Raw genomic sequence first — 22,625 nt, forward strand, 5'->3', positions numbered from 1 at the left:
GAATCGGACCGGTTGTCACAACAATACCGTTTTCGGTAGAGTTGTGACATGGCTGCCGAGGTCAGGTACCGGGACGTCGTTCGCGAGATAGCGTTCGACAACTACGGGTATGTGACTACGAAAGCCGCAGTCGAGGCAGGTGTTCCCGCCGTCGAGCTCCCGAAGCTGGCCGCTCGGGGTGGCTTGGAGAACGTCGCGTACGGGCTGTATCGAGTGCCGGACGTTCCTCCCACGAGATACGACCAATTCGCCGAGGCGCTCCTCCGTGTCGGCGAGGGCGCGTACCTCCATGGCGAGTCGGTATTGGCCCTGTTCGGGCTCGCCGATGTGAACCCCCGTCGGATCAAGGTGGCCGTTCGTCGGCGCGCGCGTCCGAAACTGCCCGCCTTTGTCGAGCTGACCCAGGTGCGAGGCGATGTGCGGACGACGTACTACGAGGGGCTCGAGTCCCAAACCGTCGCCGATGCCCTACTCGAGTGCCGTGGACGTATCGAGGCCGGGCGTCTTCTGGCCGCCGCCGAGCAAGCGCGAGCGGACGGCTTGCTGACGACCGCCGAGTGGCGCGGGCTGAGAAAGGAAATCCGGTCATGAGGTATTCCGGCGTGCCGACGAGTGTGCGCTCCCTGGAGCAGCGCATCCGCAACCTCGAAGGTGAAGACGGATTGGCCCGGCGCGCCGGATCAGCATGGCGCTGGTCGTCGTCGGCCAGTTGCTGCCCGAGGGAGCGGTCAAAGGCGGTAGCGCGATGGCGTTGCGCTACGGGCGCGAGACGAGGTTCACCCAGGATCTCGACGCCGCGCGAGTCCAGCCGCTCGGCCGGTTTCGCGGCGACTTCGAGGAATCCCTGGTGGGAGGGTGGGCCGGCTTCACCGGCAGATTGATCGAGAAGGCCGCGCCCCGTCCTCCGGCCGTTCCGACGGCGTACGTCATGCAGCCCTTCGAGGTGAAGCTCGACTATCGAGGCAAGGCGTGGTGCACGGTGAAGTTCGAGCTCGGTCACAACGAGATCGGCGACGCCGACGAGCCGGAGTTCCACCTCGCCGAGGACTTGGCCGACCTCTTCACCGAAGTCGGCCTGGAAACTCCTAAACCGGTGCCCGTGATGCGCGCAGACCACCAGATAGCCCAGAAGCTGCACGCTGTTTCCAGCGAGGGCAACGAGCGTGCGCGCGATCTCGCCGACCTCCAGCTTCTCGAACGGCGCGAGAGTCTCGACCTCGGCCAGATCGCCGAGACGTGCGTACGGCTCTTCGACTACCGGCGCCAGCAGACATGGCCGCCCTCCATCGTCGCGGGTGAACGGTGGGACACGCTCTACGCCGAGGCGGCGGAAGGTCTGGATGTGCTGCCGTCGGTCGAAGAGGCCGTCGTCTGGGTCAACGACTTCGTACGGCGCATCGCCGCCGTCTGATCACACACCGTAGCGTTCCTGGAACATCGTCGCGGGCGCCTCCCCGTGCCGCGCCCTGTAGGCCGCCACGATCTCGTCCGCCACGTCCTCCCCGGCCTGGAGACGGACGAGGTACGGAACCGCCCAGTGCAGCTCGGCGGCGTCGAAATCCTTCTCCCAGAGCGGATCGAGCCCGGTCCGGGACTCGTCGAGCACCGCGGAGAGCGCGACCTGCCCACCCGCGTTCACCGGATGCGGACCCACCGAGATCGAGACGCGGGAAGCGGCGCCGGCCGGATGCACGGCCACCTCCATGGGGTGTGGGTGACGCCCGGGTGCCGTGCGGGCGATCACGAGGAACCGCAGTGGCCCGCGTTTCGTCTTCTTCATGCGGCCATTCGAGCACGCCGCCACGGACCGAGGATGAACCGCATGACGAGCCCCGCCCTCTCACCGCTCGCCCGTGTCCTGGCGCGCACGGACTTCGCGGAGGACTGGTACCGCTGGTGCGACGCCGAGCGAGACTGGGCGGCGACGGGTACCTACGAGGAAGACTCCCTGCTCACCGCGAGCGGTGGGTTCGCCGCGCTCCCCGCGAGCGAGTTCATGCGGGCGTATCGCGCGGCCGGGGCCGAGGTTTCGCCGGGATCGACGTTCCCCGGCCCGCGCCACCGGTCGTTCACCGTGGAAGTCACCGAGGGGCCGACAGTGTGCAGCATGGCGGTGCGGCTCGGGCGGGGAATCAACTCCCAGGAGTGCCGCCTGGCGGTGCTCGCGGACGGCGAGCGGCAGGGTGAGCCCGAGATGCTGCACTCAGTGGCGCTGGCCATCCGCCGTTCCCAGGGCGAGCCTGATCCGGATCCGCCGTACCCCAGGCCGATCATCGGCAGCCGCGGCCAGCTGGAGGCCGTGTCCCGCGGCATCGTCGACGTCCTTGGCCAGGTCGCCCGCGGCTGGGCGTCATGAGCGAGGTCCTCTTCAGCCGCGAGAACCCCTGGATGCCGCGAGTGATCCGCGCGGACGGCGGGCTCAGGATCGAACTCGGCGCCGGAGCCGACGCCAACCACGACCCTCGCACGTTCGGCTTCCCCGTCTCGGAGGCCCACCTGGTGGTGATCCGCGACGACCTGACCCGGCATCTGCTGCTGTGGAGCGCGATCCTGCCGCTGTGCGAGGCGGCCGGGATCCGGGGTCCGCTCGAAGAGCGTGCGGCGGTCGCGTTGCTGGACCCGATCCTTCTCGGCGCGCCGGACGACGTCGAGTCGTTGTTCCGGGACATCCGCTGGGACAAACGACGGCTCGTCGCTCAAGGCGCGGACGTCGGGCCGCTCGAACGTGGGCAGCTCTTCGACGCGTTGCGCTCCGTGAGCGTGCTGTCCGATTGGTCGCTCGTCCGCGAGTACGACGCGAACCGCCTTCGCCCCCGGTTGGCCCCGCTCGACAAGGCACTCCTCGAGTACGCGAGCGGGAAGGTCCGGGACCCGGGCGCCGTCGACCCCGTTCTGCTGCCCGAGGTTCAGCGGGTGATCGCCACCGCGGAGGAGGCGAGCGCCGGGATGCGGATCGCCCGCGACCGGCGACGAGGTGAGCACGCCGTGAAGCACCGTGACTGGCGGCGAATGGAGGAGAAGGTCCAGCGTGCGGTTCGCCGCGCCTTCCCGGACCTCGCCGGCGACGCGGTGCGCACGGTGAGCTTCTTGATCTGCTCCGAAGCCGCCGACAAGGCCAGAAAGCAAGGATGACGATGAGACCACTGACCTTCAGCGACGACAAGGACAACGAGGAGAAGTGGGCGCCGGGCGATCCGCGATCCGCGCCCGACGCGTTCCGGGAGTTCGTCGGCCGTCACCGCGCCGAAGACAACGCGACGTTCTGCATCGAGGACGAGCAGAACGAAGAAGCGCTGCTGCTCATGTTCGACGCCGCCACCATCTGCCGGGTCAAGGGAGCGGAGAACTCGCGGGTCGAGTACCGCCTCGTCACCAACGGCGGCGATTACCGGAGCCAGGTGGCCAACTTCGTCCGGGGCGGTTCGGCCGCGCTCGACCGCAGCGGGCCGTGGTGGCCGGACGTCGCCGCCCTCGACCGGGCACGGCTCCGCGCCGTGTTCGACGAGTCGCTGCTCCGGCGGACCCACCCCCGCGAGCTGCGCCGTCGGCTGGAGGTCCTGACCCGCATCGACGGGCGCGAGCCGGCGACGGCCGACGGGGTCACGCACTTCGGTTTCGGCAACGGCGGGGGCGACACCGTCAACGCCTGGTTCACCGCCGACGGCCGCGGTCTCGTGGTGACGTTCGACCACACCAGCCCGCTGAACTTCTACGAGGATCCGCAGACGCAGGCAGCGCTCTACGACGGCGTGCCGGCAGACCTTCTCGCGCTGGTGACCGAAGCGGACACGACGCTCGAAGTCTCGCGTCCCGGCGACGGTACCCTCGTGGCCGCGACAGGCGTCTTCACCTTCTCCGGGCCTTGCGCCATGGCGGACGGGCTGGTGTCGCATTTGCAGGAGACGCGGCTGGGCATCGAGGACACCGGAGCGGGCTGGCTTCTGGCTGGCTTCCTCGCGCCGGAGGCGTTCACCCCGGCCGCGGTCGCCGAAGCCGTCGCGTGGTGGAGCGCCGAGGAAATCGCGAGAGGTTTCGCCGCCGCGGGGGAACAGGAGCAGGCCGCGCCGTTCGACCAGGAGACGGTGGATCGCTTCTGCAAGATCTGGGCCGACTCCGGGTACAACGATCGCTGGGACGTGCACTACGTCCTGTTCGACAGCTACTCCGTCGAGGACGCGGGCGAGGACCGGGACCAGCTTCTGAGCTTGGTCCGGACGCTCGGGCTCGAGCGCGTGGACGCCCCGCCGGGAGCCGCCGACGGTGAGGTGTGGGTCCGCACGGATCCGCGTATCGACGCCGAACTCGGGCGCTGGTCATGACCGCCGAGCTCGTCACGTCGCTGGTCGACGCCACGGGGCCGGTGGACGGCTGGGAATCGCTGGCGATGATCCTGGAGTTCGGCGAAGGGTTTCGCAGTGCGCACGGGTACGCGTACTCGCCCGAAGGTGTCACGCCCGTGGCCTGCAAGTGGTCGAGCATCGAAGCCGCGGTGGACGCCTACCTGGGCGGCCACTACCGGCCCGGTGAGAGGTTGCCGGTGAAGATCCTCGTGCAGTTCGACCGGACGGCCGGGAAGTACGAGGTGACCTTCGAGGACACCGACGAGGAACGCTGGGCCGTGAAGCCGAAGAACTTCCGGCAGATGCGCGAACAGCTGCGCCCGAAGTTCGACTGAGGAGAGCACGATGGCACGGAAGCGGAAGACCCTTCCCAAGGACTTCGAGGAGATGTTGACCTCGGCCTCGATGGAGGAACTCAAGGCCGTCTTCGGCAAATGCGAGATCGACGCGCGCGGCGGCTATTCCAAGGGCACCGCCATCGGCTTCCCGGCGTGCCCGGACGAGCTCATCGTCTGGCTGGCCGGGCAGGGGCTCGCCGTCGACACCCCGGACAGCTACGGCAGGACACCGCTTCACGCGCGGGCTTCCCGCGGTGCTCCGAAGCAGATTCCCTTACTGCTCTCGCTCGGCGCGGACGTCGATGCGGCCGACACCTACGGGCAAACACCGCTTGGGGCCGCCGTGGGCAGGCTGAGGGTCGGGGCGGCGCGAGTCCTGATCGAGCACGGGGCCTCGACCGAGGTGCTCGACAGGCGCGGCAACACCTTGCTGATGTGCTGCCTGATCAGTACGGAGAACGCCTATCTCCGGGAGTCCGCCGAGATCGCGAAGCTGCTGCTCGAACGCGGGGCGAGCAGCACGCCCGAGATGCGCCGGAAGGTCGAGCGGATCGGCAGTGGGTTCGAGTTCCACCGCGAGACCTTCAACCGCGACCTTCTCGAAGAGACCGACGCCGCGCTCAGTGAGCTGTACCGGATCTTCGGGGTCGAGCCCGTCCCCCGGCGGTCGAAGCACGACGGGGTTTCGCCGATCGTCGTTCCCGACGGATCCTGGCAGGAGCGGCACAAAGCGCTCTGGGAGTTCCTCGTGCCGTCGAGCGGCGCGGGCGAGACAGTGCAATGCGAGGCCATCCGCGTCACCGGCCGGATCACCGACGAGATGTTCCGGAACGGCGGGGCGAACTGGGACCGCGATTATCGTGCGATGGCCGACGCGTTCCCGGGTTTCCTGGCGCAGGGCGAGCCTCTCGACGAGGAAGAACTCCAAGAGGCCAAGGAGATCGCCAAGCAGGTCAGGTCCGGACGCGGTGGGGACGAACAGCTCGATCGCTTGAGCGAACTCGCCGTCGCCTGGGTCGCGAGGAACCCGGCCCCGATCGCCTTGGAAGCGGTGGACTACTCACGCTGAGGGCGCCGGGTGTCCTCGATGAGCATCGAGGACACCCGGCGAGGCTCACTTCCGCAGCAGGCTGTACGCCGCCGAACCGATCAGCTCCAGCGAAACCTGAAGCCGCTCAAGGGAGACGTTGTCCTTGATGGTGTCTTCCGGCGTGTNGGGTGTCCTCGATGAGCATCGAGGACACCCGGCGAGGCTCACTTCCGCAGCAGGCTGTACGCCGCCGAACCGATCAGCTCCAGCGAAACCTGAAGCCGCTCAAGGGAGACGTTGTCCTTGATGGTGTCTTCCGGCGTGTGGTACGTCGGCTCCAGCAGCGCCGGACCGGTTTCGCCACGCCAGCTGAAGTTGCCCGACGCGATCCCGCGCTCGAAGAACGGCACGTGGTCGCTCGAACCGCGCGCCACCGGGCCCTTGACCTGAGGGTCGTAGCCGAGCCGCTTGGCGGCGGCGTTGACGGCCGCGGTCGTGGCGTTGTCGGCGCCGTCGACCGAAAGCAACCAGTAGGTGACCGCCGGGTCCCAGCTGGTGGCGACCATGTCGTTCTGGAAGCAGCCCGCGATCCGCTTCGCTTCCGGGTCGGACAGGTTCTTGACGTAGTGCCGCGAACCGATCAGCCCGTACTCCTCCGAGCCCCACAGCGCGAACCGCAGCGTCTTGTTCGTCGGCAGGTGACGCAGGACGCGCGCCAGTTCCAGGCAGAGCACGGTGCCGCTGCCGTCGTCGTTGGCGCCGGGGGAGCCGGGGACGCTGTCGTAGTGCGCGGTCACCATGACCACGCCGTCGTCCTTGCCGGGGAACGTGGCGGGGCGCTCGGCGATGACGTTGTACGACGTCAGGTTCTTGTGGTGGGTGGCCGTCGCCTTCACCGTGACCGAGCCCTTGGCGAGCCGTTCGCGCAGGCGCTCCACCTGCACCTGGGCCAGGCCGAGCACCGGGATGGTGACCGGGGTGGCCAGCGTCGGGGAGAACGCCGACAGCTTGCGGGCCGGATCCGCGCCGATCCGGCCGAGCAGCACGGCGTCCGCTCCGCGCTGCGCGGCCGTCAGGTAGGCGTCGGCCTTGTTGGTCACGGCGGCGATCAGCACGATCTTGCCGGTCAGATCGTCGGGCAGCGTGCTGCCGTCACCGGCGTCGACGACGACCGCCTCGCGGGTGACGTCCTGCAAGCCTTGCGGCGACGAGCCGGTCTGCCAGCTGTCGCGACCGATCGACAGGCCGCCCAGGAACTTGTCGGCGATCGGGAACGGCTGCAGCGTGACCTGGTAGCGCAGGTCCCGAAGCACCTTCGCGATGTAGTCCCTGGCTCGCAGTTCGCCTTCGGTGCCGGCGATCCGGGGACCGATCTTGTCGCTGAGCACCCGCAGGTGCTCCAGCGCCCGCCGCGACCGCACCCGCGCGACCACGGGGTAGTCGCCGAATTCCAGCGACGGCGGGAACTGCGCGCCCGGACGTTGCTGCGTGGCCGCGGCGGCGGTGCCGGGGTTCAGCCCGATCGTCGCCGCGCCCGCCAGTGCCACCGCGCCCGCGAGCACCTCACGTCTGCGCAGACCTGCCATGGAACACCCCTCACTTCTCGAAGAAACTCGTTCGAGTAGCTAAGAGTCACGAGGCCCGGAGAGCAACCTCCGATCGTCCCCTTTTTCCTTTCCGTGACGTTTCCTCAGTCCTGGGCGCCGAAGGCCTTCAGGAAGGTGTCGACGGCGGCCTCGGCGATGGCGCGAAGTTCGGCGTCGGGAGTGCGGCGGGTGCCGAGCCTCGCCCGCTTGTCGGCCGGACCGGACAGCAGCGCGAAGAACTGATCCGCGGCCAGGAGCGGGTCCGCGGTTCGAAGGTGCCCGGAGACGGTCAGGCGGGCGAGCCGGTCGGCCAGTGCTTCGGCCACGCGGTCCGCCGCGCGCGTGTGGATGACGTCGAGCAGGTCGGGGAACTGGCCCGTCTCGGCCGCGAGCAGCCGTCGCAGCGCCCATGAGCTCGGTCCGCCGACGCGGAGACCGTCTCGCGAAAACAGGCTCTGCTTGTCGCCGTAATGGCTGTACACGGTGGCTTTGGCCGAGGTCGCTCGCCGGTTGCCGGCCGACGAACGACGGCGGAGGGGGTCGCACGGGTAACTTCGGACGGGTGAAGCCGTTGAGTCCCGACATGTTCGCGCCCGGTTGCCCGTCGAACCTGACCCCGTTCCGGATCGGCGACAAATGGGCGGGCCTGGTCGTGCAGTGCCTGGAAGAAGGGCCGCGCCGGTTCTCCGAACTGCGGGTTCCCTTGCGGGGAGTCACGCCGAAGGTCCTCACGGAGACCCTGAGGGCTCTGGAACGCGACGGCATGATCACGCGGACGGCGTACGACGAGACGCCGCCGCGGGTGGAGTACGAGCTCACCTCGCTCGGCCGGACGTTGTTCGAGCCGATGGAGGCATGCCGTGAATGGGCGGCGAAGCACCTTCCGGAGCTGGTCGCCGCCCGCGAGGCCTACTCGGGCTGAAGGACTAGCCGAGCAGGCCGAGCACGACGATCGTCAGCAGCGTGATGGCGGCGGCGAACGTGGTCACCCAGGCGCGCTGGGCGGCGGTGATGGAGGCGTTGTTCACGGCGGTTCCCCGGGGGAGAGAAGCGACAGGTCCGCCGGGAACAGCGCGTTGATCAGGCTTCGCGTTACGTGCCGGACGCCGGTGTGATCAACGTCACTGATCGTGCTGGTGATGCCGATCGCGCGCCGTGTACCAGAGCACTCCGGCAGCGGCCGCCACCATCGCGCCGAACGCCGAGAACCCCACCACGATCGCTTGCGTCATCACTCGTCCTTTCTCGTTGTGTCCCTGATGGGAAGACGTCCGAGAAGCCGAATCGTGGCGCGATCGTCGCGGACGTCACATGCCGTCGAGTACCCCGTCGATCTGCGACGCGAGGGAGAAGTCCTTATCCGTCAGCCCTCCGGCGGAGTGCGTGCTGAGCCGGAACGTCACCGTCCGCCAGCGGATGTCGATGTCGGGATGGTGGTCGGCCGCCTCCGCCAGTTCGGCCACCTTGTCCACCGCCTCGATGGCTTTCGGAAAACTCGGCAGCTTCGCCGTCCGCTCGATCGTCACGCCGTCACGGGTCCACCCGGAGAGCTTGGTCACGGCTTCGTCGGCCTGCTGGTCGTTCAAGATTTCCGCCATGACTCCATGGTGGTACGCCGTCGGCTACGCTGCACGTTTGCCACGGGTCCCCCCTTGAAGAACGCAGGAGGCTAGATGAAACGCGCCCTCCGCACGGTCGTTGCGGCTGGCACGGTGGCCGCCCTCGTCGCGGGCTGCTCGCTCTCCGGGAACACGGGGAACGACCCGCAGGCGCCGGCGACGGTCACGCTCGTGACACACGACTCGTGGCTCGCCCCGCAGGAGGTCCTCGACGCGTTCGAGCGGCAGTCCGGGATCAAGATCTCCGTGCTCAAGCAGGGGGACGCGGGCGCGCTGACCAACAAACTGGTGCTGACGAAGGCGAACCCGATCGGGGACGTCGCGTACGGCATCGACTCGACGTTCGCCTCGCGCGCGCTCACCGAGGGCGTTTTCGAGCAGTACACCAGCCCGGAGGCCGATCGCGGCCCGCAGCGCTACTCCATCGACCCCGAGCACCGGCTCTCCGCGGTCGACCTCGGCGACGTCTGCGTCAACATCGACACCCGGTACTTCGCGGACAAGGGGATCCCGGAGCCGAAGTCGTTCGCGGACCTGGCCGACGCCAAGTACAAGGACCTGATGGTCGCCGAGAGCGCCGCGACGTCCTCGCCCGGTCTGGCGTTCCTGCTCGGCACCGTCGCCCAGTTCGGCGAGCAGGGCTGGCAGGGGTACTGGACCCAGCTGAAGGCCAACGGTCTCAAGGTGGTCAGCGGCTGGGAAGAGGCCTACTCCAAGGAATTCTCCGGTTCGTCGGGCAAGGGCCCGCGCCCGATCGTCGTCTCCTACGCCTCTTCGCCCGCCGCCGAGATCGGCGACGACGGCAAGCCGCGCACGAAGGCGCTGCTGGACACCTGCTACCGCCAGGTCGAGTACGCGGGGGTGCTGAAGGGCGGCAAGCAGGTCGAGAAGGCCCGCAAGGTCGTGGACTTCCTGCTGTCCCAGCAGTTCCAGGTGACGGTGGCGAGCAACATGTACGTGTACCCGGCCCGTCAGGGAGTCGAGCTCCCGCAGGGCTGGGCGCAGGCCGCGCCGCAGCCGCAGCAGCCGAAGACGCTCGAACCGGCCAAGATCCAGGCCGGGCGCGAGCAGTGGATCGCCCAGTGGCGCACGCTACTCGAAGGCTGAGTTCGACCAGGCCGACTTTCCGCGGAGCCGGGCTGGGGGCGCTCGCCGTGCTGCCGCTCGGTTTCCTCGTGGTGTTCTTCGCCTGGCCGGTCGCGGCGATCGTCGCGCGCGGTTTCGGCTCCGGCGGGGTCGGCACGGCCATCGGTGACCCGCTGACCTGGGAACTCGCCGGATTCACCGTCGCCAGTGCCGGGGTCTCGACGATCGTGGCGGTGCTGGCGGGCCTGCCGGTCGCGTTCCTGCTCGCGCGGGTGCGGCTGCCGGGGGTTTCGCTGGTCCGGACGCTCGTGCTGGTGCCGTTCGTGCTGCCGACGGTCGTGGTCGGCCTGGCGTTCCGCGCGCTCTGGCCCGACGGCGGGCTGCTACCCCTGGTACTGGCCAACGCCTTCTTCAACGTGGCCGTCGTCGCGCGCACGGTTTCCGGGCTGTGGAGCCATCTCGATCCGCGCACCGTGGACGCGGCGCGGGCACTCGGCGCGTCGCCGTGGCGTGCCTTCCGCTCGGTGACGCTGCCCGCGCTCGCCCCGGCCGTCGCCTCGTCGGCCGCGGTGGTGTTCCTGTTCTGCGCCACCAGCTTCGGGGTCGTGCTCATCCTCGGCGGGGCGAAGTACCGCACCCTGGAGACCGAGATCTACCTGCGCACGGTCGAACTGCTCGACCTCTCCGGCGCGGCCGCGTTGTCGCTGGTGCAGTTCGCCGCCGTCGTCGCCGCTCTCGTCGTCGGCGCGCTGGCGAGGCGGCGCCGGGAGAACGCGGTGCGGCTGCGTTCACGGAGCGAGACCGCGCGGCGGCCGAGGGGCGGCGAGTGGTGGGCGGTGTCCGCCGGGCTCGCGGTGGTCGCGCTCCTGATGACGCCGATCGTGGCGCTGCTGGTCGAGTCCGTGTCCACTTCGGACGGTTGGAGCCTCGCCGGATACGAAGCGCTCGCCGGGCAGGGATCCAGTGGTGCGCTCCAGGTCTCGGGCTGGGACGCGGCGTCGATGTCGCTGCGGACGGCGTTCGACGCCACGACGCTCGCGATGATCGTCGGGGTACTGGCCTCGGTCGTGCTGGTGGCGTTGCGCCGCACGCCGGGCAGGCTGGCCAAGGGGATGGGCGAGACGATGGACGCCGCGCTCATGCTGCCGCTGGGCGTGTCCGCGGTGACCGTCGGTTTCGGCTATCTCGTCACGCTCGACGCGCTGCCGGGCGACCTGCGGACGTCTCCGCTGCTGGTGCCGCTCGCGCAGGCGCTGGTGATCATCCCGCTGATCGTGCGGATGGTGCTGCCGGTGCTGCGGTCGGTCGACGTCCGGCTGCGGCAGGCCGCGTCGACGCTCGGCGCGAGCCCCGGCCGGGTGTGGTGCGAGATCGATCTCCCGCTGACGGCGCGTTCGCTGGTCGCGGCGGCCGGTTTCGGGTACGTGGTCGCGCTCGGCGAATTCGGCGCGACGAGCTTCCTGGCCAGGCCGGACGCGCCGACGCTGCCGGTCGCCGTGGCGACGCTGATCTCGCGGCCGGGGGAGCTGAACAACCAGATGGCCTACGCGGCCTGCGCGCTGCTCATGATCGTGACCGTGGTGGCGGTGGTGCTGATCGACCGGTTCGGCGCGGTCCGCGGGCAGAATTCGGTAGGGGAGTTCTAGTGTCGTTGTCGGTACGGGAGCTGACCGTCCACTATGGATCCTTCGCGGCGGTGAAGAATGCCGGGCTGGACATCGCCGACGGCGAGGTGCTGGCTCTGCTGGGCCCGTCCGGTTCGGGGAAGTCGACGCTGCTGCGGGCGATCACCGGGCTGGAGCCGCTGACGTCGGGCACCGTGCGGTGGGACGGCGAGGACCTCTCCGGTGTCCCGGTGCACCGGCGGGAGTTCGGGCTGGTGTTCCAGGACGGGCAGCTGTTCCCGCACAAGGACGTCGCCGCCAACATCGCGTTCGGGCTGCGGATGCACGACGTCCCCCGCGCCGAGCACGCCGAACGGATCCGGGCGCTGCTCGATCTCGTCGGGCTGGCCGGTTACGAGCGGCGGAGGGTGACCGAGCTGTCCGGCGGGCAGGCACAGCGGGTGGCGCTGGCCCGCGCGCTGGCGCCGGAACCGCGGTTGCTGCTGCTCGACGAGCCGCTGTCCGGTTTGGACGCCGGGCTGCGGGAACAGCTGGCGATCGACCTCGCGGCCCTGCTGCGGCGCAGCAAGATCACCGCACTGCTGGTCACGCACGATCAGGAGGAGGCGTTCACGCTCGCCGACCGGGTCGCCGTGCTCGACGACGGGGAGATCCGGCAGGAGGGCGCGGTGCGCCGCGTCTGGCGGCAGCCGGTGGACGAGGACGTCGCACGGTTCCTCGGCGTGACCACCTTCGTCGACGGCGAGGCGTCGGGCGGGACGGTGCGGACGCCGCTCGGCGACGTGGCATTGCCCGACGTCGAGGACGGCGTGGTGCGGCTGGGACTGAGGCCGCACGGTCTGCGAGTGGCCCCGGAGGGTGCCGAGGGCGAGGTCGTCGCCGTGGTGCACCGGCGGGAGCACGTGCGGCTCGTGGTCGCCCCCGGCGGCGATCTATCCACTGTGGACGCCGTCGCGCCGGTCACCGCCGATCTGCGCCCCGGCGACACCGTGCGGCTCGTTCTGGACCCGGACGGCGTCGCCCAACTCCGCATTTAGTCCTCTGGATGCGGTACTTGCGTGTGCAAGGACCGCATCCAGAGGACGAAACGCGGGAGGTCAGCCGTCCCGGGTGGTCAGGCGCGCGTAGGCGATCGAGAGCCCGATGGCGATGTAGCAAGCGGCGCGCAACGCGCCTTCGCCGAGCGTCGCGGTGTCCAGCGGGTCCATCAGCACCGAGGCGGGCGCCTGCGACCAGTTCTCGTTGAGCAGGAACGGATGCAGCCACGAGACCGCGTCCAGGAAGCCGAGGATGGTGAACACGATCGTCCCGGCCAGCACCGAGGCGACGACCAGCATCGGATGCTCGGTGAACGCCGAGATCGCCAGCGCGACCGCGCCGACCGCCCACAGCTGCAGCACCACCCACGCGGCCACGAGCAGGACGCGGCCCAGCGCGCCCCAGACGCTCAACGTCGAGCCGGTGAGGGTGAACATCGAGTCGGCGCCGCTGATGATCAGGCCGGTGACGAAACCGGTGAACGTCATGGCCAGTACGGCGACCGTCGAAACCGTCGCGACACCGAACGCCTTGATCGCGAGCAGCCTGCCCCGGCCGACCGGCGCGATCAGCCAGCCGCGCAGCGTCCCGTGGGCGGCCTCGCCGGCGATCGCGTCCGCCCCGGCCATCGCCGACGCGAGGGGGAGCAGCAGTCCCAGCGTCATGGTCAGGGCGGCGACCGGCAGGATGAAGCCGTTGCTGACCGCGGAGGCGAGCAGCGCACCGTCCTGTCCGCCGCTGGTTTCCGCGGTGTCGACGAACGTCAGCGCGATCCCGATGATCACCGGGATCAACGCGAGCAGGCCCAGTACGGCGAGCGTGCGGGGCCGCCGGAAGATCCAGCGCAGTTCCGCCCGGTACAACCGGATCAGCCCGACACTGTCCTGCCCGGTCCGTGCCGCGGGTGCCGCGGCCAGAGCGTGGGTCACGACTCCCCCTCACCGTCTACAGTGGACTCCGGCTGGGTCAGCCGGGCGAACAGGTCTTCGAGCCCGGTCCGCGCCCGTGCCGCCTCGTGCACGGCCACCCCGGCCGTCACCAGATGACGCAGCACGTCGGGGGCTTCGGCGGCGGTCAGGTCGACGCGGACGCCGTCCGGCGTGAGCCTGCTGCCGATCCTGTTCTCCCGCAACGTCTCCACCGCCAGTTCGGCGTCCGGCGTCCGCACCAGCAGCGCCGCGTTCCCCGACTCCAGCAGTTCCGAGAGCTCGCCCTGGGCGATCACGTTCCCGGACTGGAGCACCGCGACGTGTGTGCAGGTCGCCTCGACCTCGGCCAGCAGATGCGACGACACCAGCACCGTGACGCCGTCGGCGTGCAGTTCGCCGATGATCCGGCGGATCTCCCTGGTACCCGCCGGGTCGAGGCCGTTCGTCGGCTCGTCGAGCACGACCATCCGCCTCGGCACGAGCAGCGCGCTCGCCAGGCCCATCCGCTGCTTCATCCCCAGCGAATAGCCCTTGTAGCGCCGGGTGGCGGCACCGGTCAGGCCGACGCGCTCAAGTGCCGCGTCGACCGCGCCGGGGATCCCCGCCGAGGCCAGCCGCGGTTCGGCCGCGGCCACGCGCAGCAGGTTCTCCCGCCCGGAAAGAAAAGGGTGGAAACCCGGCCCTTCGACGAGCGCGCCGACGTCGGGCAACGCGTGCGCCGCCTCGTCGGGCATCCGTTTGCCGAAGAGTTCGACCTCGCCCTCGGTGGGCCGCACGAGACCGAGCAGCATCCGGATGGTCGTCGTCTTGCCCGAACCGTTGGGGCCGAGCATCCCCAGCACGGCGCCTTCGGGAACGTCGAGATCGACGTGGTCCACGGCCACCGTGCGGCCGTAGACCTTGCGCAGGCCCCTGGTGCGGGCCGCCATGGGTACCGCCGGAGCGGACGCCTCCTGAGAAGCGTCCGCCCCGGCTTCGAACGTGGTGGTCACTTCGCGGCCAAGGCCTCGAAGAGGACCTGCTCCGGCACCGCGCCGGCGGCGTAGCGGCCGTCGTCGGTCAGCACGCCGCTGCCGACCTTGGTGGTCACCAGCCAACCGCTGCCCCACGCACCGCTGACCGGCTTGGCGAACCGCGTGAGCAGCGCCTTCGGGTCGACCTGGCGGCCCTGCTCGTCCTTGGCCTCGCCGGCCTTCGCCAGCGCGTCGGCCGGGATCTTGCCGGTGATCGCGGTGTCCCAGCCGTCGCCGACGACCTTGATCTCGGACTTCGCCCGCTCGGCCAGCTCACGGTCCTTCGGCTCGACCTCGGCGGTCTTCTCGGTCACCTTCGCGCCCTTGGGCGGGGTGAACTCGAAGTTCGACGCGGGCTGCGCCGCGAAGTTGATCTCGCTGAACGAAGCCTCGAACGCCGGGGCGGACGTGCCGTTGGCCAGCACCGTGACCCGCAGCGGCATCCGGGTCTGGTCGTCGATCGCGACGCGGATCTCGCGCAGGACGGTCCGCTCGGTCGGCTTCGGGGTCAGCACCAGTTCGTACGCGGCGCGATTCGCCACCGCGGCCGTGCCGTCGACGGCGATCGTGCTGCTCTCGCGCACCTTGCCGAGCAGCTCGGAGGCGACCGTGGCCGGGTCGACGGCCTCGGCCTTGTCCCGGTGCTCCTTGGCCAGCTCGGCCGGGACGGTGATCTTGGTGGCCGAGTTGTCCTTGGAGTTGTACTCCCAGACGGTCTGGCCGTTCCGGACGATGGTCTGCTGGCTGGAGCCCTCGGTGAGCGAGATCTTGCTCTTGCCCGTGCCGTCGGTCGAAACCTGCGCCGAGTCGACGTCGAGCGCCGCGACACCGGGCAGGGCGCTGCCGACCTGCGGCAGGCCGAGGTCGTTGCTGACCTTGACCTTCCCGTCGAACGCCGGCGGTTTCGCGTTGAGCGTCGACTGCACCAGCTCTTCGGCGCTGATCTGCGGCAAGACGGGCGCGTCGCCCGCGGTGGCCGGCATCGCGACGACGACGAGCCCGCCGACGCCGAGAGCCGTCCCCACCACCGCCGCGGTGATGGCCTTCCTCTTCGGATCCATGCTGTCTCTCCCTGTTTCCCCGAACCCCGGTGTGCTCGGGTCTTGGCGACAACGCTTCCCCGGAAACGCTGAGACACCACTCAGACTCCGCCGCCGGAGCTGAGATGGCGCTGAGAGGTCGCGCGTGAGCTGGTCGAAGCGTGAATGATGAGGGACGTGAAACCTCGAGTACTGGTGGTCGACGACGAGCCCGGCGTGCGCAAGGCGTTGCAGCGGGGGCTGCGCGCCGAGGACATGGACGTGGTCACGGCGGCCGACGGGCCCAGCGGCCTGCGGCTCGCGCAGACGGGTTCCTTCGACGTCGTCCTGCTCGACATCATGCTCCCGGGGCTTTCCGGTTACCGCGTGCTCGAACGCCTGCGCGCGCTCGGCGTCACCACACCGGTGCTGATGATCTCCGCGAAGGACGGCGAGGTCGACCAGGCGGACGGCCTCGACCTCGGCGCCGACGGTTATCTCGTCAAACCGTTCTCGTTCGTCGTCCTGGTCGCGCAGGTGCGCGCGGTATTGCGGCGCGCCTCGCCGGACGCCATCCGCGGGCCGCTGCGCATCGGCGCGCTCGAAGTCGACCGGAGCCTGCGGCAGGTCCGCTACGACGGCGTCGAAGTGGCGTTCAGCCCCCGCGAGTTCGCGCTGCTGGAGGTGCTGGCAGGCCGGGCGGGAACGGTCGTCACGAAGGACGAGCTGCTGCGCGCCGTCTGGGGTGACGAGCAGGCCGCGACCCGGAACGTCGTCGAGGTCTACGTCGGTTACGTGCGCCGCAAACTCGACGCGGTCGGCGCGGGCGCGCTGGTCCGGACCGTGCGCGGACACGGTTACCTGGCCTCGGATCCGCAGCTCGACGAAGTGATCGCCCCGGCGGGCCAGGGGTGATCGGCTCGCCGTCTTGGTGGCGCCGCCGTTCGCTCCAGGTCCGGATCACCCTGCTCACGGCCACGGTCACGCTCGGCTTCCTGCTCGGGCTGGCGGCGGTCGCGGGGGACAACCTCCAGCCGCTGCTGATCGGCTCGGTCGACGACGAGCTGAGTGCTCAGCTGGAGACCGCGAAGTCCGACGTCGCCGCGGGACGGGTGCCGTCGGGATCGGCGGTCACCGTCCGCGTCCTCGACACCGCCGGCGGCCCGGTGGACGGCCTCCCGCCCGCGAACCTCGGCCCTGCGGACGTCCGCGCGCTGAAGGCGGGCGAATCGGTCACGACCGGCGGCGAGCACAGCTGGCGCTGGGCGGGCACCGTCGTCACCGCCCCCGACGGGCAGCAGCGGCTCGTCGTGGCGGGTGCGGGCCTGGTCGGCTTCGCGACGGCTGTGCACTCCGGCGGGCTGTGGCTGTTCGTGGTCGCGTCCGTCGGCGCGGTGGGCGCCGGGATCGCGACGTGGCTGCTGGTGCGGTTCGCCTTGCGGCCGGTGGCGCGGATGCGCGGTTCGGTGCGGGCGCTCCCGCGGGGCGCGCGGCTGCCGCTCCCGGATTCGCACGACGAGCTCCGCGCGCTGGCGGAGGAGTTCAACGCGTTGCTGGCCAGGCAGGAGGAAGGCGCCGAACGGCTTCGCCGGTTCACCGGGGACGCCGCGCACGAACTCCGGTCGCCGGTCGCGTCGATCCGCGTGCAGGCCGAGGTCGCGGTCGCCAATCCCGATCCCGAACTTTCGCAGGAGACCCTTTCCGACATCTTGGAGGAGGCGGAGCGGCTCTCCGCGCTGCTCGACGGGCTGCTGGCGCTGGCGAGGTCGGACGCGGGGGAGGTGCCGCCCGCGGAACCCGTCGAGCTGGTGAGCGAGGTGCGGGCCGCGGTCGCGCGGATGCCCGCCGGCGCGCCGGAGATCCGGGTGAGCGGCACGGTCGGGGCCGCGTGGGCGCTCGCCACGCACGCCGAGGTCGAGCTGGTGCTGAGCAACCTGCTGCGCAACGCCTGCCGCTACGCGCGCGGCCAGATCGTGGTGTCGGTGCTCGCGGCGCGGTCCACCGTGCGGGTGGTGGTCGACGACGACGGGCCGGGGATCGCGCCCGAGCACCGGGAGCGGGTGTTCGACCGGTTCTACCGCGTGTCCGATTCGCGGGCGAGGTCCTCCGGCGGCACCGGGCTGGGGCTGGCGATGGTCGCGGAGGCCGTCCGGCGCCGAGGAGGCCGGGTTCGCGTCGGTGAGTCACCCGACGGCGGGGCGCGATTCCAGGTCGTGTGGCAGGCGGCGCGGCCTCGGTAGGTGTGATTCGGTCCGCCTCACGCGTGACGTGTCGTCCGTCTGATCACGCGAAACCGCCGTCCGCGAGCGGCCTCCGCGGTCGTAGGGTGAGCGCGTGGTGATCGTGGGTGCCGCCATCGTGCGGAACGGACAGCTGCTGGCGCAGCAGCGGGCTTGGCCCGCCGACCACGCCGGGCAATGGGAACTGCCGGGCGGGCGCGTCGAAGACGGCGAAAGCGACGAAGCCGCCTTGGCGCGGGAATGCCTGGAAGAGCTGGACGTCGCCGTGACGGTCGCGGGCCGGGTCGGCGAAGACGTGCCGTTGCCGAAGGGCAAGGTGCTGCGGATCTACGCCGCGACGCTGGTCAGCGCGGGGGACGAGCCGCGAGCCGTGGAGCACGAGGACGTCCGGTGGATCGCCCCGCACGAACTCGACGACCTCGACTGGCTGCCCGCCGACCGGATCCTCCTGCCCGCGCTGCACACCCTGCTCGCAAGTCCGTGAAGGCCTCCTTCCCTACCCTCAAAGTAGGGAAGGAGGCCTTCACGGACCTCTTCAGCCGGCGCCGATGAGCCGCAGCGCGGACTGGAGCCGGTGCTCACCCCGTTCCGCCGCCCGGACGGCGCCCGCCTTGCGCACCCGCTCCAGCTCACCGGGATCGCTCAGCAGCGCCAAAGCGCCTTCCCGGACCGGCCGCAGCTCCTCGATCAGCGCCTCGGCGACGGCCTCCTTGACCTGGCCGTAGGAATCGAACCGGTCCGCGAGGACTTCGGGCTTCTCCCCGGTGCACGCCGCGAGGATGTCCAGCAGGTTCGCCATCCCCGGCCTGCTCTCCGGCGCGTAGGCCGGTTTCGACCCGCCGTCGGTCTTGGCGCGCTTGACCTTCCGCCGGACCTGGTCGGGCTCGTCGAGGACGAACACCACCCCGGCCTCTTCCTTCGTCGACTTCGACATCTTCCGCGTCGGCTCGGCGAGGTCCATGACCCGCGCGCCGGCGGGCGGCAGCACCGCCTTCGGCATGGTGAACACGTCGCCGTAGGTGGAGTTGAACCGCTTCGCCAGCGTCCGCGCCAGCTCGACGTGCTGCCGCTGGTCCTCACCGACCGGGACCTCGTCCGCGCCCTGCAGCAGGATGTCCGCCGCCATCAGCACCGGATAGGTCAGCAGGGACAGCCGCACCCCGGCCCGGCCCTTCGACTTCTCCTTGAACTGGATCATCCTGGCGGCCTCGCCGTAGTTGCAGGTGCACTCCAGGACCCAGTTGAGGGCGCCCAGCTCGCGGGCGATGTCGGATTGCACGAACACGCGGTCCGGCTCGATCCCGGCCGCGATCAGCACGGCCAGCTGCTCCGACGCCATCGATCGCAGCTTCGCCGGATTGTGCGAGTTCGTCATGGCGTGCAGGTCGGAGACGAAGTACAGGTCGTCCGGCCCTCCCTCGTCCGCCCAGCGGGAAATGGCCCCCAGGTGATTCCCGACGTGGACGTGGCCGGACGGGGTGATCCCGGACAACCTGATCATCTGCCTTCTTCCTTCCGGATTCGGGCCGCCCCAGGGTCCGGGCACGAAAAAGGCCGCCCGGTGGGGCGGCCTGGTGGTGCGCTCGTCTGGTTCAGCGCAGGACTTCGGGGCCGCCGGAGGGCGGCCACCACTGGGCGTTCTGCGCGCGCATGCGGCTCATCCTACAGAGCGACCCGCGTTCAGTCCTCCGGATGCGGTGGTTCGCCGTCGAACCACCGCATCCAGAGGACGAAACGCGGATGGTTTCACTCATTACGGGCACGTAGCGTCAACACTTCATATCAGCCGGGGCAGTACACCCGTCATATTGGCGATGCGGGTCTACCTTCGACTCATGTTCGTCGTCCTGCTGACCTACACCGCGCCCATCGAAGAAATCGACTATGTGCTCCCTGACCACGCCGACTGGCTGACCAGACAGTACGAACTCGGCAATTTCCTCGCCTCCGGAAGGCGCAACCCGCGGATCGGCGGCGTGATCATCACCAAGCCCATGGCCAGGGGAAAGCTGGACGCTATCCTCGCGACCGACCCCTTCTCGATCAAGCACATGGCCGCCTGCGAGGTGATCGAGTTCTCGCCGACCCGGACCGCGCCGGAACTGCGGGCGATCAACGAGGCGGTGGTGCATTGACGATCTTCTAAGCGGCTTTCGCGATCTTCGTCTTCGCCTTTTTCAGGGCGAGGACGGGGCATTTGCCGCACCTCGACTTCGACCGGCAGCATTTCTTCTTGACCTTGCCGGACTTCATCCATTTGCGCACGAGCTTGTGCGGGTCGTCAGGTAGTTTCTTGCCCACTCGCGCTCCTTGTCCGACTGCGTCGGCGACCTCTACACGTTAGGTGAGCCTAACCGATTCGGGGGCGTGGGGCTGCTCACATCCGGGCTACAGGTATCCTGGTGTGGTCCGCGTATGGCCAAAGTCGGCCAGGCGTGTCTCGAACGCGTGAGCGTGGGCACCACACCCGAACTTGAAACCCTTTGGAGCCTTCGCGTGCCCGCAGCCAGCGCCACCGCAGTCGATGCCGGCCGCTCGTCCGGCAAGACCCGGCCCGACCTGCGCAACGTCGCCATCGTCGCACACGTCGACCACGGCAAGACGACCCTCGTCGACGCCATGCTCCGGCAGTCCGGCGCCTTCGAGGAACGCGCCGAACTCGTCGATCGCGTGATGGACTCCGGGGAGCTCGAGCGGGAAAAGGGCATCACCATTCTCGCGAAGAACACCTCCATCCGCCGCAAGACCGACGAGGGCATGGTGACGATCAATGTCATCGACACCCCCGGTCACGCCGACTTCGGCGGCGAGGTCGAACGCGGCCTGTCCATGGTGGACGGCGTCGTGCTGCTGGTCGACGCCAGCGAGGGCCCGCTCCCGCAGACCCGGTTCGTGCTGCGCAAGACCCTCGAAGCCGGCCTGCCGGTGATCCTGGTCGTCAACAAGACCGACCGGCCCGACGCCCGGATCTCCGAGGTCGTCGAGGAGACCCACGACCTCCTGCTCGACCTCGCCGGTGACATCGAGGACGCCGACCTCGACGCGATCCTCGACCTGCCGGTCGTCTTCGCCTCCGCGCGTGCGGGCAAGGCGAGCCTCGAGCAGCCCGCCGACGGCGCGGTGCCCGAGAGCGAGAACCTCGACCCGCTGTTCGAGACCCTGATGCGCCACGTGCCGCCGCCCTTCGCCGACCGTGAAGGCCCGCTGCGCGCGCTGGTCACCAACCTCGACGCCTCCAACTTCCTGGGCAGGATCGCGCTGATCCGCATCCACTCCGGCAGCCTGCGCAAGGGCCAGACGGTGGCGTGGATGCGCGAGGACGGCACCATCCAGAACGTCCGCATCTCCGAACTGCTGGTCACCGAGGCGCTCACCCGTGTCCCGGCGACCGAGGCGAGCGCGGGCGAGCTGGTCGCCATCGCCGGTATCCCCGAGATCACCATCGGCGACACCCTCGCCGACGTCGAGAACCCGGAGGCGCTGCCCCGGATCGCCGTCGACGAGCCCGCCATCTCGATGACCATCGGTGTCAACACCTCGCCGCTGGCCGGCCGCAGCGGTGGCGACAAGGTCACCGCCCGCCTGGTGAAGGCGCGCCTGGACCAGGAGCTCATCGGTAACGTCAGCATCAAGGTCCTGCCGACCGAGCGCCCCGACACCTGGGAGGTCCAGGGCCGTGGCGAGCTGGCGCTGGCCATCTTGGTCGAGCAGATGCGCCGTGAAGGCTTCGAGCTGACCGTCGGCAAGCCGCAGGTGGTCACCAAGATGATCGACGGCAAGCTGCACGAGCCGTTCGAGCGGCTGTCGATCGACTCCCCCGAGGAGCACCTCGGCGGCATCACCCAGCTGCTGGCCGCCCGCAAGGGCCGCATGGAGCACATGGGCGGGCACGGCACCGGCCGTATCAAGCTCGACTACGTCCTCCCGGCGCGCGGCCTGATCGGCTTCCGCACCGACTTCCTCACCGAGACCCGCGGCACCGGTATCGCGAACCACGTGTTCGAGGGGTACTTCCCGTGGGCGGGCGAGATCCGCACCCGGCACTCCGGTTCGCTGGTCGCCGACCGGTCCGGCCCGATCACCGCGTACGCGATGATCCAGCTGGCCGACCGCGGCACCTTCTTCGTGGAGCCGGGCGCCGAGGTGTACGAGGGCATGGTCGTCGGCGAGAACCCGCGCGCCGAAGACCTCGACATCAACATCACCAAGGAGAAGAAGCTGACCAACATGCGTCAGTCCTCCGCCGACGTGATGGAGACGCTGGCCCGCCCGCGCAAGATGGGCCTGGAAGAGGCGCTGGAGTTCTGCTCCGTCGACGAGTGCGTCGAGGTCGCCCCCGACGTCGTCCGGATCCGCAAGGTCACGCTGGACGTCAACCAGCGCGCCAAGGAGCGCAACCGCAACAAGAACCGCGGCTGACCCGCCAAGCGAACGCCGGAGGGCGCCTGCTCACTCACCGTGAGTAGGCGCCCTCCGGCGTTTCCGCGTCCCGATCTGGTCACGCACCGTATTCGGCTGGGCGTTCTTCGTTAAAGAACGGTCCTTTCCCGACAATTCCGCTGGAAAGCCGAACTCCTTTTCGGACGGTGTTCACAACGCCGGAACACCCCGGACTGAACGGCGCCGGAGCGGCCGCGCACGCCGCGCCGAGAACGCGGATCCGGGCGGGCGCGAAACAAAAGACCCTAAATGCGTCCGGATAGGACTCGCGGTCGCGATCGTTTCGGTCGTCAATCGTGCGGTGGCGAACATTCCGGCGACC

Annotated in this window: 23 protein-coding genes and 1 pseudogene; 15 read left to right on the top strand and 9 right to left on the bottom strand. The window is 69.7% G+C overall.

Annotated features, from left to right (window positions below; translation table 11 throughout):
- Positions 1 to 48: 48 nt before the first annotated feature.
- Together ACXIZN_RS39830 and ACXIZN_RS39835 are read left to right on the top strand one after the other, a co-directional pair.
- Positions 49 to 591 carry a hypothetical protein gene (locus ACXIZN_RS39830; protein WP_457959916.1) on the top strand — a complete coding sequence of 181 codons (543 nt, stop codon included), beginning with the start codon at positions 49 to 51 and terminating at the stop codon, positions 589 to 591.
- Positions 592 to 685: 94 nt separating this feature from the next.
- Positions 686 to 1,411, top strand: coding sequence for a nucleotidyl transferase AbiEii/AbiGii toxin family protein (locus ACXIZN_RS39835; protein ID WP_457959918.1), 726 nt, complete (start codon positions 686 to 688; stop codon positions 1,409 to 1,411).
- On the opposite strand, the gene ACXIZN_RS39840 is transcribed toward ACXIZN_RS39835, so the two are convergent.
- Positions 1,412 to 1,780, bottom strand: a complete 369-nt coding sequence (locus tag ACXIZN_RS39840; protein ID WP_034305320.1) for a hypothetical protein — start codon at positions 1,778 to 1,780, stop codon at positions 1,412 to 1,414. It abuts the gene before it with no gap.
- Positions 1,781 to 1,822: 42 nt separating this feature from the next.
- Here ACXIZN_RS39840 and ACXIZN_RS39845 point away from each other — a divergent pair, with 42 nt between their 5' ends.
- From ACXIZN_RS39845 to ACXIZN_RS39860, 4 genes and pseudogenes are all read left to right on the top strand, one after another.
- Positions 1,823 to 2,356, top strand: coding sequence for a hypothetical protein (locus tag ACXIZN_RS39845; RefSeq protein WP_457959920.1), 534 nt, complete (start codon positions 1,823 to 1,825; stop codon positions 2,354 to 2,356).
- A gap of 32 nt (positions 2,357 to 2,388) precedes the next feature.
- Positions 2,389 to 4,319 (top strand): annotated as a pseudogene (locus ACXIZN_RS39850) (DUF6357 family protein).
- Complete coding sequence (locus tag ACXIZN_RS39855; RefSeq protein WP_457959922.1) at positions 4,316 to 4,675, top strand: hypothetical protein; 360 nt, start codon at positions 4,316 to 4,318, stop codon at positions 4,673 to 4,675. The pseudogene ACXIZN_RS39850 and the gene ACXIZN_RS39855 overlap by 4 nt, the downstream one beginning before the upstream one ends.
- 10 nt (positions 4,676 to 4,685) lie before the next feature.
- Complete coding sequence (locus ACXIZN_RS39860) at positions 4,686 to 5,747, top strand: ankyrin repeat domain-containing protein (RefSeq protein WP_457959923.1); 1,062 nt, start codon at positions 4,686 to 4,688, stop codon at positions 5,745 to 5,747.
- 185 nt (positions 5,748 to 5,932) lie between these two features.
- On the opposite strand, the gene ACXIZN_RS39865 is transcribed toward ACXIZN_RS39860, so the two are convergent.
- The gene (locus ACXIZN_RS39865) at positions 5,933 to 7,294 is read right to left on the bottom strand and encodes a M20/M25/M40 family metallo-hydrolase (protein ID WP_126737460.1); all 1,362 of its coding nucleotides are present in this window, start codon (positions 7,292 to 7,294) and stop codon (positions 5,933 to 5,935) included.
- A gap of 104 nt (positions 7,295 to 7,398) precedes the next feature.
- A complete protein-coding gene (locus tag ACXIZN_RS39870) occupies positions 7,399 to 7,776 on the bottom strand; it encodes a TetR/AcrR family transcriptional regulator C-terminal domain-containing protein (RefSeq protein WP_457959925.1) in 378 nt (125 codons plus the stop codon).
- Between the two features lie 101 nt (positions 7,777 to 7,877).
- Here ACXIZN_RS39870 and ACXIZN_RS39875 point away from each other — a divergent pair, with 101 nt between their 5' ends.
- A complete protein-coding gene (locus ACXIZN_RS39875) occupies positions 7,878 to 8,216 on the top strand; it encodes a winged helix-turn-helix transcriptional regulator (RefSeq protein WP_126737479.1) in 339 nt (112 codons plus the stop codon).
- A 385-nt stretch (positions 8,217 to 8,601) separates the two neighbouring features.
- Here the strand turns inward: ACXIZN_RS39875 and ACXIZN_RS39880 are convergent, their stop codons facing one another.
- Positions 8,602 to 8,892, bottom strand: a complete 291-nt coding sequence (locus tag ACXIZN_RS39880) for a 4a-hydroxytetrahydrobiopterin dehydratase (protein WP_457959927.1) — start codon at positions 8,890 to 8,892, stop codon at positions 8,602 to 8,604.
- 75 nt (positions 8,893 to 8,967) lie between these two features.
- Here ACXIZN_RS39880 and ACXIZN_RS39885 point away from each other — a divergent pair, with 75 nt between their 5' ends.
- Genes ACXIZN_RS39885 through ACXIZN_RS39895 form a run of 3 tightly spaced genes read left to right on the top strand, consistent with a single transcriptional unit; the run spans position 8,968 to position 12,661 of the window.
- On the top strand, positions 8,968 to 10,020 hold the full coding sequence (locus ACXIZN_RS39885) for a thiamine ABC transporter substrate-binding protein (protein WP_457959928.1): 1,053 nt from the start codon (positions 8,968 to 8,970) through the stop codon (positions 10,018 to 10,020).
- Positions 9,996 to 11,645, top strand: coding sequence for an ABC transporter permease (locus tag ACXIZN_RS39890; protein ID WP_457959930.1), 1,650 nt, complete (start codon positions 9,996 to 9,998; stop codon positions 11,643 to 11,645). The genes ACXIZN_RS39885 and ACXIZN_RS39890 overlap by 25 nt, the downstream gene beginning before the upstream one ends.
- Positions 11,645 to 12,661: an ABC transporter ATP-binding protein gene (locus tag ACXIZN_RS39895; RefSeq protein ID WP_457959932.1), complete on the top strand. Its 1,017-nt coding sequence runs from the start codon at positions 11,645 to 11,647 to the stop codon at positions 12,659 to 12,661. Before ACXIZN_RS39890 ends, ACXIZN_RS39895 begins: the two co-directional genes overlap by 1 nt.
- Before the next feature lie 60 nt (positions 12,662 to 12,721).
- Here ACXIZN_RS39895 and ACXIZN_RS39900 read toward each other — a convergent pair whose 3' ends face one another.
- The 3 genes from ACXIZN_RS39900 to ACXIZN_RS39910 are packed head-to-tail and all read right to left on the bottom strand — an operon-like array spanning position 12,722 to position 15,665.
- Positions 12,722 to 13,591, bottom strand: coding sequence for an ABC transporter permease (locus tag ACXIZN_RS39900; RefSeq protein WP_457959934.1), 870 nt, complete (start codon positions 13,589 to 13,591; stop codon positions 12,722 to 12,724).
- Positions 13,588 to 14,583 carry an ABC transporter ATP-binding protein gene (locus tag ACXIZN_RS39905; RefSeq protein ID WP_034305294.1) on the bottom strand — a complete coding sequence of 332 codons (996 nt, stop codon included), beginning with the start codon at positions 14,581 to 14,583 and terminating at the stop codon, positions 13,588 to 13,590. Before ACXIZN_RS39905 ends, ACXIZN_RS39900 begins: the two co-directional genes overlap by 4 nt.
- Entirely contained in the window at positions 14,580 to 15,665 is a 1,086-nt protein-coding gene (locus ACXIZN_RS39910) for a LolA family protein (protein ID WP_457959936.1), read from the bottom strand. The genes ACXIZN_RS39905 and ACXIZN_RS39910 overlap by 4 nt, the downstream gene beginning before the upstream one ends.
- Positions 15,666 to 15,809: 144 nt before the next feature.
- Here ACXIZN_RS39910 and ACXIZN_RS39915 point away from each other — a divergent pair, with 144 nt between their 5' ends.
- From ACXIZN_RS39915 to ACXIZN_RS39925, 3 genes are all read left to right on the top strand, one after another.
- The gene (locus ACXIZN_RS39915) at positions 15,810 to 16,538 is read left to right on the top strand and encodes a response regulator transcription factor (RefSeq protein ID WP_126737467.1); all 729 of its coding nucleotides are present in this window, start codon (positions 15,810 to 15,812) and stop codon (positions 16,536 to 16,538) included.
- Complete coding sequence (locus ACXIZN_RS39920) at positions 16,535 to 17,863, top strand: ATP-binding protein (protein ID WP_457959937.1); 1,329 nt, start codon at positions 16,535 to 16,537, stop codon at positions 17,861 to 17,863. The genes ACXIZN_RS39915 and ACXIZN_RS39920 overlap by 4 nt, the downstream gene beginning before the upstream one ends.
- A 94-nt stretch (positions 17,864 to 17,957) precedes the next feature.
- On the top strand, positions 17,958 to 18,347 hold the full coding sequence (locus tag ACXIZN_RS39925) for a (deoxy)nucleoside triphosphate pyrophosphohydrolase (protein ID WP_457959938.1): 390 nt from the start codon (positions 17,958 to 17,960) through the stop codon (positions 18,345 to 18,347).
- A 51-nt stretch (positions 18,348 to 18,398) separates the two neighbouring features.
- On the opposite strand, the gene trpS is transcribed toward ACXIZN_RS39925, so the two are convergent.
- A complete protein-coding gene (trpS, locus tag ACXIZN_RS39930; RefSeq protein WP_457959939.1) occupies positions 18,399 to 19,364 on the bottom strand; it encodes a tryptophan--tRNA ligase in 966 nt (321 codons plus the stop codon).
- 334 nt (positions 19,365 to 19,698) lie between these two features.
- Here trpS and ACXIZN_RS39935 point away from each other — a divergent pair, with 334 nt between their 5' ends.
- Complete coding sequence (locus ACXIZN_RS39935; protein ID WP_457959940.1) at positions 19,699 to 19,998, top strand: YciI family protein; 300 nt, start codon at positions 19,699 to 19,701, stop codon at positions 19,996 to 19,998.
- 7 nt (positions 19,999 to 20,005) lie between these two features.
- Here the strand turns inward: ACXIZN_RS39935 and ACXIZN_RS39940 are convergent, their stop codons facing one another.
- Positions 20,006 to 20,164, bottom strand: a complete 159-nt coding sequence (locus ACXIZN_RS39940; RefSeq protein ID WP_007028942.1) for a hypothetical protein — start codon at positions 20,162 to 20,164, stop codon at positions 20,006 to 20,008.
- A 195-nt stretch (positions 20,165 to 20,359) separates the two neighbouring features.
- Here ACXIZN_RS39940 and typA point away from each other — a divergent pair, with 195 nt between their 5' ends.
- Positions 20,360 to 22,282, top strand: coding sequence for a translational GTPase TypA (gene typA / locus ACXIZN_RS39945; RefSeq protein WP_192743405.1), 1,923 nt, complete (start codon positions 20,360 to 20,362; stop codon positions 22,280 to 22,282).
- Positions 22,283 to 22,625 lie beyond the last annotated feature (343 nt).

The organism is Amycolatopsis sp. TRM77291, from assembly GCF_054166285.1.

Coding starts and splice junctions, on each gene's coding strand:
- ACXIZN_RS39830 (WP_457959916.1), top strand. CDS start 49: ATGGCTGCCGAGGTCAGGTACCGGGACGTCGTTCGCGAGATAGCGTTC.
- ACXIZN_RS39835 (WP_457959918.1), top strand. CDS start 686: ATGGCGCTGGTCGTCGTCGGCCAGTTGCTGCCCGAGGGAGCGGTCAAA.
- ACXIZN_RS39840 (WP_034305320.1), bottom strand. CDS start 1,780: ATGAAGAAGACGAAACGCGGGCCACTGCGGTTCCTCGTGATCGCCCGC.
- ACXIZN_RS39845 (WP_457959920.1), top strand. CDS start 1,823: ATGACGAGCCCCGCCCTCTCACCGCTCGCCCGTGTCCTGGCGCGCACG.
- ACXIZN_RS39855 (WP_457959922.1), top strand. CDS start 4,316: ATGACCGCCGAGCTCGTCACGTCGCTGGTCGACGCCACGGGGCCGGTG.
- ACXIZN_RS39860 (WP_457959923.1), top strand. CDS start 4,686: ATGGCACGGAAGCGGAAGACCCTTCCCAAGGACTTCGAGGAGATGTTG.
- ACXIZN_RS39865 (WP_126737460.1), bottom strand. CDS start 7,294: ATGGCAGGTCTGCGCAGACGTGAGGTGCTCGCGGGCGCGGTGGCACTG.
- ACXIZN_RS39875 (WP_126737479.1), top strand. CDS start 7,878: ATGTTCGCGCCCGGTTGCCCGTCGAACCTGACCCCGTTCCGGATCGGC.
- ACXIZN_RS39880 (WP_457959927.1), bottom strand. CDS start 8,892: ATGGCGGAAATCTTGAACGACCAGCAGGCCGACGAAGCCGTGACCAAG.
- ACXIZN_RS39885 (WP_457959928.1), top strand. CDS start 8,968: ATGAAACGCGCCCTCCGCACGGTCGTTGCGGCTGGCACGGTGGCCGCC.
- ACXIZN_RS39910 (WP_457959936.1), bottom strand. CDS start 15,665: ATGGATCCGAAGAGGAAGGCCATCACCGCGGCGGTGGTGGGGACGGCT.
- ACXIZN_RS39915 (WP_126737467.1), top strand. CDS start 15,810: ATGATGAGGGACGTGAAACCTCGAGTACTGGTGGTCGACGACGAGCCC.
- trpS (WP_457959939.1), bottom strand. CDS start 19,364: ATGATCAGGTTGTCCGGGATCACCCCGTCCGGCCACGTCCACGTCGGG.
- ACXIZN_RS39935 (WP_457959940.1), top strand. CDS start 19,699: ATGTTCGTCGTCCTGCTGACCTACACCGCGCCCATCGAAGAAATCGAC.